The sequence below is a fragment of the Veillonella sp. CAG:933 genome (genome assembly GCF_000431435.1).
Taxonomy (GTDB): Bacteria; Bacillota; Negativicutes; order Veillonellales; family Veillonellaceae; genus Veillonella_A.
Map to the genome: position 1 here is coordinate 35,083 of NZ_HF986203.1, position 12,062 is coordinate 47,144.

At 40.4% G+C, this 12,062-nt stretch carries 20 protein-coding genes; 6 read left to right on the plus strand and 14 right to left on the minus strand.

Annotated elements, in window-relative coordinates; all coding sequences use genetic code 11:
- Positions 1-183: 183 nt before the first annotated feature.
- The 9 genes from QZL64_RS07345 to QZL64_RS07385 all read right to left on the minus strand — a co-directional run bounded on the left by QZL64_RS07345 (position 184) and on the right by QZL64_RS07385 (position 4,480).
- Positions 184-744 (minus strand): DUF2815 family protein, encoded by a 561-nt coding sequence (locus QZL64_RS07345; protein WP_021841362.1) that lies wholly within the window; start codon positions 742-744, stop codon positions 184-186.
- Positions 745-760: 16 nt separating this feature from the next.
- Positions 761-1,912 carry a DUF2800 domain-containing protein gene (locus tag QZL64_RS07350; RefSeq protein ID WP_021841363.1) on the minus strand — a complete coding sequence of 384 codons (1,152 nt, stop codon included), beginning with the start codon at positions 1,910-1,912 and terminating at the stop codon, positions 761-763.
- Positions 1,905-2,417: a hypothetical protein gene (locus QZL64_RS07355; protein WP_021841364.1), complete on the minus strand. Its 513-nt coding sequence runs from the start codon at positions 2,415-2,417 to the stop codon at positions 1,905-1,907. Before QZL64_RS07355 ends, QZL64_RS07350 begins: the two co-directional genes overlap by 8 nt.
- Before the next feature lie 142 nt (positions 2,418-2,559).
- Positions 2,560-2,889 (minus strand): hypothetical protein, encoded by a 330-nt coding sequence (locus QZL64_RS07360; RefSeq protein ID WP_021841365.1) that lies wholly within the window; start codon positions 2,887-2,889, stop codon positions 2,560-2,562.
- Between the two features lie 17 nt (positions 2,890-2,906).
- Positions 2,907-3,233: a hypothetical protein gene (locus tag QZL64_RS07365; protein ID WP_021841366.1), complete on the minus strand. Its 327-nt coding sequence runs from the start codon at positions 3,231-3,233 to the stop codon at positions 2,907-2,909.
- A complete protein-coding gene (locus QZL64_RS07370) occupies positions 3,230-3,475 on the minus strand; it encodes a hypothetical protein (protein ID WP_021841367.1) in 246 nt (81 codons plus the stop codon). The genes QZL64_RS07365 and QZL64_RS07370 overlap by 4 nt, the downstream gene beginning before the upstream one ends.
- A 12-nt stretch (positions 3,476-3,487) precedes the next feature.
- On the minus strand, positions 3,488-3,727 hold the full coding sequence (locus QZL64_RS07375) for a hypothetical protein (protein ID WP_021841368.1): 240 nt from the start codon (positions 3,725-3,727) through the stop codon (positions 3,488-3,490).
- 183 nt (positions 3,728-3,910) lie between these two features.
- A complete protein-coding gene (locus QZL64_RS07380; protein ID WP_021841369.1) occupies positions 3,911-4,132 on the minus strand; it encodes a hypothetical protein in 222 nt (73 codons plus the stop codon).
- A 12-nt stretch (positions 4,133-4,144) separates the two neighbouring features.
- On the minus strand, positions 4,145-4,480 hold the full coding sequence (locus QZL64_RS07385; protein WP_021841370.1) for a hypothetical protein: 336 nt from the start codon (positions 4,478-4,480) through the stop codon (positions 4,145-4,147).
- 82 nt (positions 4,481-4,562) lie between these two features.
- Here QZL64_RS07385 and QZL64_RS07390 point away from each other — a divergent pair, with 82 nt between their 5' ends.
- Positions 4,563-5,270 (plus strand): hypothetical protein, encoded by a 708-nt coding sequence (locus QZL64_RS07390; protein ID WP_021841371.1) that lies wholly within the window; start codon positions 4,563-4,565, stop codon positions 5,268-5,270.
- Here the strand turns inward: QZL64_RS07390 and QZL64_RS07395 are convergent, their stop codons facing one another.
- The 5 genes from QZL64_RS07395 to QZL64_RS07415 form a co-directional block, all read right to left on the minus strand.
- Entirely contained in the window at positions 5,271-5,480 is a 210-nt protein-coding gene (locus QZL64_RS07395) for a hypothetical protein (protein WP_006555813.1), read from the minus strand. It lies immediately after the preceding gene.
- Complete coding sequence (locus QZL64_RS07400) at positions 5,473-5,646, minus strand: hypothetical protein (RefSeq protein WP_021841372.1); 174 nt, start codon at positions 5,644-5,646, stop codon at positions 5,473-5,475. The genes QZL64_RS07395 and QZL64_RS07400 overlap by 8 nt, the downstream gene beginning before the upstream one ends.
- Before the next feature lie 34 nt (positions 5,647-5,680).
- Complete coding sequence (locus QZL64_RS07405; protein WP_296309444.1) at positions 5,681-5,848, minus strand: hypothetical protein; 168 nt, start codon at positions 5,846-5,848, stop codon at positions 5,681-5,683.
- Between the two features lie 320 nt (positions 5,849-6,168).
- On the minus strand, positions 6,169-6,900 hold the full coding sequence (locus tag QZL64_RS07410; protein ID WP_021841374.1) for a phage antirepressor KilAC domain-containing protein: 732 nt from the start codon (positions 6,898-6,900) through the stop codon (positions 6,169-6,171).
- 22 nt (positions 6,901-6,922) lie between these two features.
- Positions 6,923-7,129: a hypothetical protein gene (locus tag QZL64_RS07415; RefSeq protein ID WP_021841375.1), complete on the minus strand. Its 207-nt coding sequence runs from the start codon at positions 7,127-7,129 to the stop codon at positions 6,923-6,925.
- Positions 7,130-7,278: 149 nt separating this feature from the next.
- Between QZL64_RS07415 and QZL64_RS07420 the strand changes: the two genes are divergently transcribed.
- The 5 genes from QZL64_RS07420 (at position 7,279) to QZL64_RS07440 (ending at position 11,972) form a co-directional block, all read left to right on the plus strand.
- On the plus strand, positions 7,279-7,608 hold the full coding sequence (locus tag QZL64_RS07420) for a helix-turn-helix domain-containing protein (protein ID WP_021841376.1): 330 nt from the start codon (positions 7,279-7,281) through the stop codon (positions 7,606-7,608).
- 12 nt (positions 7,609-7,620) lie between these two features.
- The gene (locus tag QZL64_RS07425) at positions 7,621-8,676 is read left to right on the plus strand and encodes an ImmA/IrrE family metallo-endopeptidase (RefSeq protein ID WP_021841377.1); all 1,056 of its coding nucleotides are present in this window, start codon (positions 7,621-7,623) and stop codon (positions 8,674-8,676) included.
- Positions 8,677-8,833: 157 nt separating this feature from the next.
- Positions 8,834-9,889, plus strand: a complete 1,056-nt coding sequence (locus tag QZL64_RS07430) for a tyrosine-type recombinase/integrase (RefSeq protein WP_021841378.1) — start codon at positions 8,834-8,836, stop codon at positions 9,887-9,889.
- Positions 9,890-10,262: 373 nt separating this feature from the next.
- On the plus strand, positions 10,263-11,537 hold the full coding sequence (locus tag QZL64_RS07435) for an ammonium transporter (RefSeq protein WP_021841379.1): 1,275 nt from the start codon (positions 10,263-10,265) through the stop codon (positions 11,535-11,537).
- A gap of 81 nt (positions 11,538-11,618) precedes the next feature.
- Positions 11,619-11,972, plus strand: coding sequence for a P-II family nitrogen regulator (locus QZL64_RS07440; protein WP_226974666.1), 354 nt, complete (start codon positions 11,619-11,621; stop codon positions 11,970-11,972).
- Positions 11,973-12,062: the final 90 nt, after the last annotated feature.

Below are 12,062 nucleotides of genomic sequence, written 5' to 3' on the forward strand. Positions count from 1 at the left end.
CCACTACTTGTGGCGGCAGCTCTTCTTTTGTTAAATCCACGACCTCTACAGGCCCGTCATCAAAACAATATCCAAATAGGAGAATCTCAAACGAAGGATCATCAACGTACCGATATACGCTATATTTAATTGGGCATTCGCTATACGTTTCAATATCGATTGAGAGTTCCATATCGATACCTCTTATAAGATATCGTCGTTATCTTCTACCAAATCATCGTCGAAATCATCCGCCGATACGGTTACACCGCCTAAACGGTCACCGTCTTTTACTTTACGCACACCGTTTAAACCAACACCTACACCTTTATTACCGTTGGAGTTATATACATACAAACCTAAGATGCACTGTGCATAGCATCCGCTGTATACTTCATCTTCCACTTCAAATGGCTCTAACACTTCCTTGTTTACGCCAAGGATTTGAGGGCGTTTAGAGTTTTTAGCATTTAAGAAGTACTTGCCAGCATACACGTCCGGTGCATTGGCCACATAATCCGCTGTATCAGTATCACCGTCACGGAATGGAACAGTGATAGCTTTCGCATTGTTATTTACTTTGGCCAATGCTTTCGGGTCACGTTTCAATTCTTCGACCGCATCCTGGAAGGCTTTCACAGTTTCTTTGTCGTTCTTGTCGATTAAAATCTGTGTGCTGTAAAATTTATTACCCTGCATATCAGGTTCGGCTTCGGCCAATGTAACATAGGATAAACGAACTAAACGGGTTTTAACTTTAGACATAATCATTACCTCTTTCTTATAAATCATCATCAAAATCTTCTGCTGTTACAGTATTTAATTCCATCGGTTTCCGAGGGTCCGATAACGGAGCCAGTGTCGGTTTTCCCGGTGGCTTTACTACATACGGTCCGACGATTTCATTAAAGCCGTTACGGCCTAATAATTTGGTCAAATCCGTAATGGTTTTAAGTTCCTGTGGTCTATAAATTTCCGATGCCTCATAGTCGGCCGCTAATAACGCCTGTGCCGCCTTTATTGGCTCCGTGATTTTACGTTTCGATGTACCTTCAACGACTTTATAGCCCGGCCAATCCTTTTCACCGCTAACAGCTTTTTGGATAGCGTATTCGTTCACATCTTCAAGCCATCGCTTAATAACCGGATACATATCGAGGATGCGGGCTACTTCACTATCCATTAGTAAGTTGGTCTTCTTACCGCCCATTCTGTAAAACTCTTCAAGGCACGTATCCGCTAAAGCCCGGCACAAATGTCGTACTTTACAAAATCCACAGTGACTACCGGCCACACAATCGCCGTCACCTTCGAAGGCTTGTTTGGCTACCGGTTTAATCGATTCGCCCCATGCGAGTAAATCTACTATAGCCATAGTATCGGTAGTTACCGAGTCTAAACGGGGCTGTACGATAGTCATTTTGACGGTTTTAATATCATAGAGTAGACTGTAGGCCGCGTACGCACCTAATGCATATAAACGCATCTGCGAGTTATTTATCGCTGACACCGGCACGCCTTTTCCGTACTTTAAGTCCACGACTTCCAGTACCTCATCAGCTACGATAACCAAATCGCCGGTGCCAAATCCTTCCGGAGCCCATTCGCTATAGTCGAGCCGTGCTTCTATCATAATTTCCGCATCAGCTGAACGTTTCCGGGCTTCGTTAGCTTTTTCCATGCAGATGTCAACATATTGGCTAACGGCTTCTGACATTTCACGGCTATAGGGTTCCGGTTCTGCTTCACTCTCATCGTAGTTCATGTCAAACAATAAACGATTTAAGAGTGTTTCTGCTAAGGCGTGGGCCTTTGTCCCTTCTGCTGCGTAAGGGGACTGCTCATCCTCGAATTGCTGTTCCAGGCAGGCTGAGGGAGTACACCTCAGCCACCTGTACGAACTCGACGCAGACAATAGGGCGTGTTTACTCATGGCTCTTTACAAAGTCCATCACACGACCGTATAAAGAAGGATCCATAGTCGTAATATCCTTAACCTTTAATTCGTCGTGAAGGAATGCTGTTAATAAAGGTTTGCGTTCTTTTGGGTTGGCCAATAAAAACTCTTTAGCAGCCGCACGGACTTCATCAACGGTGTAGGCTTTAGCATCTTTAGCATCTTTAACATCTTTGGCATCTTTGGCATCTAAGAATGCTTTAGCCATAGCACTCGCCTCTTCCTGTTTTTCAGGTTCAGCCGGTACTTCAATCGATACTGTATCGACTACCGGTTCAGCTTTAGCCGGTTTAGTTTCTTTGTCTGGAGCTTTTTCCTTAGGAATAAGAGTCGCTTTCTTTTGTGCTACTTGTTTAGTCTGTTCAAAGGCCTGCTTAGTCTGTTCATAAGCCTCTGTTGTGGCAGTTAACTGATTAAACAAGGATACTACTTTACTTTTTACTTCTTCGGCGGTGTTACCGGAAATTTTAATTTCGATCATGGCTAGTTTTCCTTTCTTGTGAAAACGTGATATACTGAGCTTAAGTAGATATTTTTCTATTGTCCTTTAACTGTTCCAGCAGTTAAGGGACTTTTTCTTTTGCCTAAAAGGCTTACATCGTGCATCGGAACCACCTCCTTTACTATCTTTTAAATACTCTTTCCATACCGGCTTTAAAATCGACAAGGCATCTATCATCTGGCATTTCCCCATCTTGTAGTGCCTGCATAATATTAGGCAACGTAGGCTCTGCCAAATTGCTAAAATCACACCGGTGCATAACGCTGTTCATCGGATACGGTGTAAGCTCTAAACTATACATTGCGTGCGCCCTGTATAACATTCTGAACGCTTCATTTCTAAGGACCGGATTAATTTTTCGTTCTTTGCAAAACTCATTTAGTGAAAGTGACGCCTTTAGATACCAATAGTCTAAACATAGTAAGGCGTACGATCCTTGTGCTAGTGCCATCGTTTACAACTCCTTTCTTAATGCTTTGAGATTAAATCATAAAAATCAGACAAGGCATCTGTAAGTTGATACGACAAGGCCAGTACACTTACAGCATATTTTTCGTAACCGGCTCCCATTAATTGGCAAGCATTTTCGAGAGCGGCCGCTAACGATATTACGAGCGTCATCATGTTACACTCCTCGTCGGATAACTTTAATTCAACATCGTCGTCTAACTCGACTAAGCTGTCCCAGATTGTATAAGCTATTTCAGCAGGTACAAATCCTTCTGTTTTGGTAACTTCACTTGCATGTGTGCGAAGTTTTTCGAGTAACTGCATCAATTCTACTTTACGTTTCATTTTCGAGCTCCTTTCCGTACGCCTTTCCAATCGGTTAATGTTTCTTGATTAAAGGCTTTAGCTAAATTTACTTCCCAATTTTGGGATTCCGGCTCAACTACGTCGACCACCACATCGTGATAATTCCGACGTTTCAGCACTTCCCGAATTACCAAACCGGCGACAACAGTTACCACGGCACCTAGTACAAAAGCTTCCAGCATCATTAGCCATATGTTGGTCATTAGCGATTCAATAGTCATTTCCTATCTCCTTTACTCGTAATATTGGTCCGACTCAAACTCATCGAACGTTTCAAAGGCTCCGATGCCTAATGCAATCTTAGTAGCCGGCCCAAACATGATACCTTCACCGGCCAATGCCTTATTTAATGTTCTCCGAATAACTCCACGTTCATCGCAAAACTTATTTACCGAACCGTACTGCTCTTCAATCTGTCGCTTTACTTCATCACCATCACGGATTAGTAAAAACCGGGTAATTATTTTACTCATGATAACCTCCTCTTTTGCCTTAAATTAGCAGCCCAGCACACATCACATACAGTTATGACGCCATAGCTACTGTCGTACATCAAGCGATTAGGCCTATGTGTGATTTCTCTACCGCACCGGTGGCATACTTTTCGCATAGGTGTGTCGATAGCTTTTACCGGATAGGCTGGTGCTACTTCCTTATTAGCCTTCTGCGTTGACTTCCGTCGCATCCCAATCACCTTTAATGTACTTCATAAATGGTTCCTTTAAGATAATGTAGCGATAGCACTTTCCGCCTTCTTTCATGCGTACAGCTTTTCCCCATAGAGGGAACTTATCACGTTTTAGAGCCGCACGGATAAACTGTTCGGTTACACCCATTAATTCCGCAGCTTCACTTACTTTTAGAGTTTTGTTACTCATACTATTACCTCCTTAAATCTGTTTTAAAATCATACGAATCTCTTGGCCAACTAGCACTCGATCCCTAAAAGTGTCTTGGTTCCGGAAGTCCTCTAAATAAAGCTCCAACATTTCTTTGTAGATGGCTGCTTTATAGGTGGGCTCCGGAGCCACAATATCTTCCCGGAACGGCTTAAGTATTTCCACTTTACCGCCGCACGGTTCGACCGATATAAGTCCCTTCCGGGCTAATTTTGATTTAGCGATACGAACCTGTGCCGATGAGATATTAAGTAGCTCCGATACTTCGGTATTTTTGTATACGTCCGTATCCCGGTACACGTTGTAAACAAGCTCTTGTATTGTCATTTCACGTTTCCTCCTTTCCTGTGTTAAAATTTGATATAATATGAATAGAAATTATTACGCATCAGCAGAAAGGATTAAATCAATGTCAGATGATAAAATCAACCCAACCGATCCCCTTGTGCAACAAGCTACAAAACCTTCATCGGCAGTCCGTGATTTAGCACAGGATGTCCAGCAATTCACAAAACCTCTTAGCAGTGCTAAAGAGTGGGCACAAAGCGTTAATCAAACGCTTACCAGTCCTTTAATAAGGAATGCTTGGCAACAGCAAGAATACGATGCCTATTGGGCTAAAGTCGATGAATACGAGAAAGCAGCATTTACGTTAACGAATACTCAAATCGATAAGCTCATTTGGGCAGTTCACGATGGTAAAAATACCTACGCTAGTTTTAAAGAACTGGTACCGGCTCTTAATTCGTCGACCATGAATAGCTATTTATGCGATGATCCTGAGTTTCTTTCCGAAGAGCCTTTGGGAAGAACAGTGCGAGTATTCAGTCCTAACCGTTTTAAAACAGCTTACTTCCAATTTCTCGATGAACCTGCCGAATTTGTCGCCCCGTACGAATTTAAACCGGAAGATACTTTTGATTTATCTGTTGCCGGGGATAATCGACTTGCCCAGCTACTTCAACAACGTAAATCTGATGAGCTCGCCGAGAAAAGCATCGCTATCGCTGAAGCTAGCTTAAAAGAAAGCAGACTAGCAACTAAGAACTCCGATATAGCAAAATATCTTGCCATTGTTAGTGTTTTAATAGCATTAGCACAATTCTTTTTTGGTTAATCAATACCCAACTCGCCGTAGTATGAACATGGTTACGTTCAAAATCGTAACAAGGACGGCCAACCAAATAATCACGATGTTAATTCGTGATGTAATCCGGGCATCCCGTAAGTGTTCCTCAGCAGTTTCTCGTTTCTTCCCGGTATCGTAGTCCCGTCCGGACAGTGCTTGATAAAGCAGTTTAAAAAATTGTGTGATTGGCTTAATCATTTTTTAGTCCCTCCGTCTTTGCTATCGGCTTAATCATATCCGGTGTGTTCGCCATAATTGTAAGCGTGCAAGGTATACCAGCCGCTTTTTCCAACTTCTTGGTACCTTTGATAAAGAGATAGGCATCTCTAAACGAATCAGTATGTGCGATAATGTTTATGTTCATGATTTTTTCCTCCGTATTTGTGATACAATCAACTTTAACTTTTAACAGAAAGAGTGCAGTTGCAGCTGTACTCTTTTTGTATTTTGGCCAACATTTCGACCCATCGTTCAAATTCACCGACGTCTAAAGATTCAATCGATACTTCTACATTCACGTCAATTTTTAAAGCTAAATTCATAGTTTCACCTCTTTCATCTTGCATAAGCGTATTAGCCCACCTAAAAGAACAAAAGCACATGAAGAAAGCGACAAGGAAGATTAAGCATTCAAATAAACTCAAATCAATATGTATCATTACTCAGTTGTCCTTTCACTTTTGAACTATCTTAGCCTTCACTAAGGGCTCTTTTTTTTATTTGATAACATTGCTTACATCACCTCTCGTGTCTTCTTAAGATTATGTAATATCTCTAATAGAGTTTGCTCTAAATCAATTACGTGTTCCTCTTATAATTTGATACGCTGAAGGACCGGCAGTTGTGCCAATAACTCCAGCTCTTTTGTATTTTCTGGCATTGTCTATCACCCCATTTGTTCAATTAAAGGTAGGTATCCTTTACTTTTCAGCAAACTATAAATGAACAATCTTCCTTGTTGCGTCCAGTAAGTATGCATTACCGAACGATCTGCATCTAACACAGTTGTTTTGCTACTGGTATACCCTTTATCGGCATATTTTTGATACAAAAACCATTGGCCACTTTGCTTATATTGGACTTTTTCTTCTTCTAATAACCGGTTCAATTTCTTAGCACTCATACCATAATCTTTCGCGATTTGAGTTACGCTCAGTAAACTGTCATTTTGAAGAATTAAATCGTAATAAGTGGCTTTAGGTTGTAATTCAGATAACTGTTGAGACTGCTGAGCAATCACTAATTTTTGATTTTGGATTGTCCTGTCCGCAATCTTTAACGCTCTCCCCATGACTTTTTCTGGACTATTCCAATCCCGTTCAATTTGAATAAAGTATTCTCTAGCTTGACGCCCTTTTTCGTTGCGAGCTAACATACACAATTGCTTAGCCATGTCGATAGTCAGTTCGTGATCTAAAAAGGTAGATTCGTTACCTTGAGCTGTTAGTCTTTTTTGACTAACAGTTCTGAAGTCATCATTTTCACTAAAACCGTATTCACACATTCTTTCAAACCATTTTGTGTATTGTGTTCCAATTTCCAAGAACATATGCAAATCACGGCCACTAATAAATTGACTATCATCAGACTTAACTTTAATTGGTATTAATTCATTCATAAGATTCCTCCTTAAGTGATTTTTAATCACTTTTATTTTTAAAAAAAATATCCTGTACTTCTTGAGCTGATAGGGAAAGGATTACTCCTAACTTATAGATTTCAGAAGCTTTAAATTCCCTCTCCCCGGACAACTTCTTGTATAATCCTTCCCTTGAAAGCCCTAATTGTTTTGCAACCCAAAATACTTTTAGCCCCTTCTCTCTAATTATTTTCTTTAAATCATCCATAAATACTCCTTTCCGTGATTTATAATCACACAAACATAATACACAATCCGAGATTAAAAGTCAACATTTTTTAATTTTTTTGTTGCTTTTTTTTCACACATATATTATTCTATGAATAGAGAACGTATTCGAATTAACAGGAGAAAATCATGAAATTAAATGAAAAAATTCGAAATTTACGAGAAAATTTAAAATTGTCACAAGAAGAATTAGCAGTTAAAGTAGGCTATAAAGACAGAACAAGTATCGCAAAAATAGAGGCCGGAAAAATAGATCCTCCACGTAGTAAGCTAATTAAAATCGCTAATGCTCTGCAAGTAACTCCAGTTGAATTATTAGGGTATTCATCCGAAGATAATACTAAAAACTATTCTAGAGTTTTAATGCGTGCCCAAGACGAGCTTTCCCCAGACGATTTTGAGCAAATCGAAAATATGGCAAAATATTTTCTCGATAAAAAAAGTAAAGAAAGCAAATAAAAGGAGTTCACATTGAATCAACCCGATTATAATCATGCCACCAAAACAGCTTGGAGATTATTAAAGGATTTACAGATTTGTTCTGTACCAATTGACTTAAGATCTATTTACATGGATTTAGGAATTCAATTAGAATCTTTTACAGAAGCAGAGTCTAGCCCTTTCGCAGCTTTTATCCAAAAACTAAGACTTAAACAAATTGACGGGCTCTGTTATAAAGATGGCAAAAGATATATCGTCTTCTACGAAGATAAGGCTCAAGTTAACCGTATCCCGTTTACATTAGCCCATGAGTTAGGCCATATATTACTCGGGCACCATGAAAATTCACCCAATGGCTTTTTACCAAGGTTTGCCAATACGTCATCTAGAGATTATAGAGAAAGAGAAGCTGACATGTTTGCCGGTGAATTAATTCGTTCGAGGCCATTGTTATATTTAACCAATTTAACGAATCCCCATGATGCCGATATAGTTAGTAATATATTTGGAGTATCCCATTTGTGCGCCACAGTAGGTATTGAACAAATTAAGAGAATTAACTTTCTCACTATTCCAAAAACTCTTAAATTTTTTAGTAATCGGTTTTCCTCTTTTATTAACACTAAATACTGTTCAAAGTGTAGTCATTTATTTGTAGCAAATACGAGGTCTATAGAATATTGCCCGGTTTGTGGCAATAAAAGCCTTATGTGGTATCACAAAAATAACTATCTTATCAACTTTTTTTACGGAGATGTAACAGGAGAGTTGCCTATTATGGACTACAAAACATATCCCCAAAATATAGATAACGGAAGAACAGAAACATGCCCACGTTGCGAACTCGAAAACATAGATTCTGATTGGAACTACTGCCCGATTTGTTCGCTACCTACTCAAAATGTCTGTGAAGACTGCGGGGAAAAATTAGATCCGCATTTTCGATATTGTCCTAAGTGTGGAAAAGAAAGCCTTTATTTTAAAGAAAAAGCTCTAACATCATGGAAAGATGAATACGACACACAGCATAGTTCCCCTACAACAACTGAAGCATCCTCCTGGGATGAGGATACCATCCCCTTCTAATCAATTAAAATAAAAAAATCCCCCACCCGCGGCAACGGATGAGGGATTCATATACAACACCTGGAGAAGTGCCACATACTCAGTAATTTAATTATATCACGGTACACGCTCCAGGTCTATTAACCATACCTATTTTTAGACAGGAGCGTGATTTTTTATGCGAAGAGCGAATGGAACAGGTTCTGTATATAAAATGAAACACAAACCGCTACGTAAGCCCTACCGGGCTGTTATTACCGTTGCGGAAGACGAAGAAGGCCGTATGATTCGAAAAACTGTTGGAACATTTCGTACGGCCCGTGAAGCCTTAGACTTTTTGAAAGATTATAACGGCGATCCTAAAACATTTGATTATCAGAATATTACTTTTGGGCAATGCTTTAAATGGATGATGGAGGACAAGGTACGTCGTGGCAACAGTAAGTCATCGATAGACAACTATAAAATGGCGGAAAAACGTTTGATGGAGTTAATGGACATGCCTATATGCGAGATACGCCTCGTTCATTTACAACGTATCATAGATGATAACAAAGCGTCTTCTCGGTCAGCCATTGATAAAATTGTAGCGGCCATGTCAGGTACATTTACTGCGGCCATAAAAAATGATATTGAAGTCAAGGACTACTCTAAATACGTGGTACGTCCCCCTGCTGAAGAGAGGAATATTCATAAACCGTATACACCGGAAGAGATATTAACCTTATGGCAGAATCAAAATGAAGGTATTAATAAACTCAAGCTTATTTACATCTACACCGGAATGCGGCCACGAGAGTTAATCAATTTACGAGTTGAGGACACGCATTTAAAGGAAGGTTATGTTATTGGGGGAAGTAAAACTAAATCCGGTAAAAACCGAGTCATCCCTATCGCCAAGTGCATACTGCCCTTTATGTTCGAACTTATTAATCAAGCTCGGTTTAAACATCATGAAACGCTATACGGTGTTATAGGGCAATATGAGAAATTGATACGTCATTGGAAGAAGGACGGTCACCTACCCCACGACGGCAGGCACACGTTCGCAACAATGGCGTCGAATGCGGATATTAAACAGCACATCATAAAACTTATCATAGGTCATAGTATCAAAGATGTTACCGAAGGCACCTACACACATAAAACAATACAACAATTAGTCGATGCTGTAGAACTTCTACCTACTCAAAAAAATTTATTACCGGTTGAGCAACGGTTGAGTAACAAGTAGAAAATCGTACATAAAAGAGCCTAACCTATAAACGAGAAAGCCTGTAACCATGCGTGGTTACGGGCTTTTTAAATTTAGTAGGCGTGTTAGTTACTCATATTATAAGACGTGCCATTCAAATTAGCAATATAAGCCGTTCCCCTTATAATACAGCCTTGCCGCATGTTCTGCTGACGCTTATATACTCAAAAATAAAACAGCTGTAACTTAATTTCAAAAAATCGATTTCTATAGTCTATAAAACATGTTGACATATGTAGCGACATGTTATAGTATGTACGTGTAAGCTTACAAACAGAATAGTTAGGTAACGGCGCCTAGTCCTCAGATGATTCTGAGACTAGGCGCTTTTTGTTTATGAAAGGAGTTTATTATGGTTACTATCGATACAGGTAATACGGCCTGGGTACTCGTGGCGGCAACCTTGGTGTTCTTTATGACGCCGGGCCTTGCCTTGTTTTATGGCGGTATGGAACGCAGTAAAAATGTACTTAATACAATCATGGAAAGTTTCTTTTTAATTGGTGTGGTTTCCGTGGAATTTATGCTGATAGGCTACACCTTAATTTTCGGTAGCGATGTTGATGGTGTCATTGGCAATCTTGATAAAATAGGCCTTATCGGAACGCAAAATAATATTATGGATGGCGTGAATATTCCGGAAATGGCTTTTGTTGCCTTCCAATGCATGTTTGCCGTAATTACACCGGCCATTATGAGTGGTTCTATTACAGGGCGCATGCGTTTTGCTCCTTTTGTCGTATTTTCTGTCATTTGGTCCTTATTAGTGTATAATACTATGGCTCATTGGGTATGGGGCGGCGGCTTCCTCGCTCAATTAGGAGCGCTCGACTTTGCCGGCGGTCTTGTTATTCATATATTATCCGGTGTTTCCGGCCTGGTCCTTTGCTTACTATTAGGACGGCGTCGCGGTTATGGACGCATGCCGATGTTACCTCATCATTTGCCAATGACCGTTCTCGGCGGTGCCATATTATGGTTCGGTTGGTTTGGTTTTAACGCCGGTTCCGCTCTCGGAGCCGGACCGCTGGCCGCCAATGCTCTGGTAACAACTCAAATAGCGGCAGCTATCGGTGTTGTCGGTTGGGTATTGGCCGAACGATATCATCGCGGCAAACCGACTGTATTGGGCGCTGTATCCGGTGGCGTAGCAGGACTTGTTGCCATCACACCGGCAGCCGGTTTTGTAACACCTGTCGCTGCTATTTTCGTCGGTTTAATCGGCGCTATCTGCTGCTATGTGGCGGTAGCTATTTTGAAAAATAAGCTCGGCTATGATGACTCCCTTGACGCCTTCGGTATTCATGGTGTAGGCGGCATGTGGGGCGCTATTGCTACCGGATTATTTGCTACGGTTAGTGTCAATCCGGATGGTGCCGACGGTTTGTTCTATGGCGGCGATTTATTGTTGCCTCAATTGGTTTCTATCATTGTAGCTGTTCTCTTTTCTATTATCGGTACTGTTGTCATTTTTAAAGTAGTCAGTCTCTTTATGGATATGCGTGTCAGCATCGGTGCTGAATCCTTAGGCGTTGATATTAGTGAACATGGTGAAGAAGCATATAATCAATCTGAATTTAAAAGTAGCGGCCGTTTTATTACGTCCGATCACCATTCACTGGTTTAAGATGGTTTTCATGAAAAATAGAATTTACCAACGGTACAATACTGTTAATTAACATACAAAGGATGTGGTAGCGTGAAACGGATGAAAAAAGTAGATATAATAGCCCGCGCAGAACAATTAGAAGATCTAAAAGAAGCTTTGAATCGTATAGGCGTTCAAGGTATGACGGTGTCTCAAGTATTTGGCTGTGGTTTGCAAAAAGGACATACCGAAGTCTATCGCGGCAAAGAATATACAGTAAATTTAGTGCCTATGGTTAAAGTTGAAACTGTTGTATGTGATATACCGGTCGATCTGGTAATGGATACGGCCCGTGATACTTTGCAGACCGGTGAAGTTGGAGATGGTAAGATTTTTGTATATGACGTGGAAGATGCTATGCGGATTCGAACCGGTACGCGCGGTACTAACGCGGTGACTGATGATGAAATATAATAAATGCGGTTTGAAGCTATGTTCGTAGCTTCAAACCGCATTTTTACTATATTTGTAGAAGTAGGCTTATAGGACAAAAAGTGTGTGTGG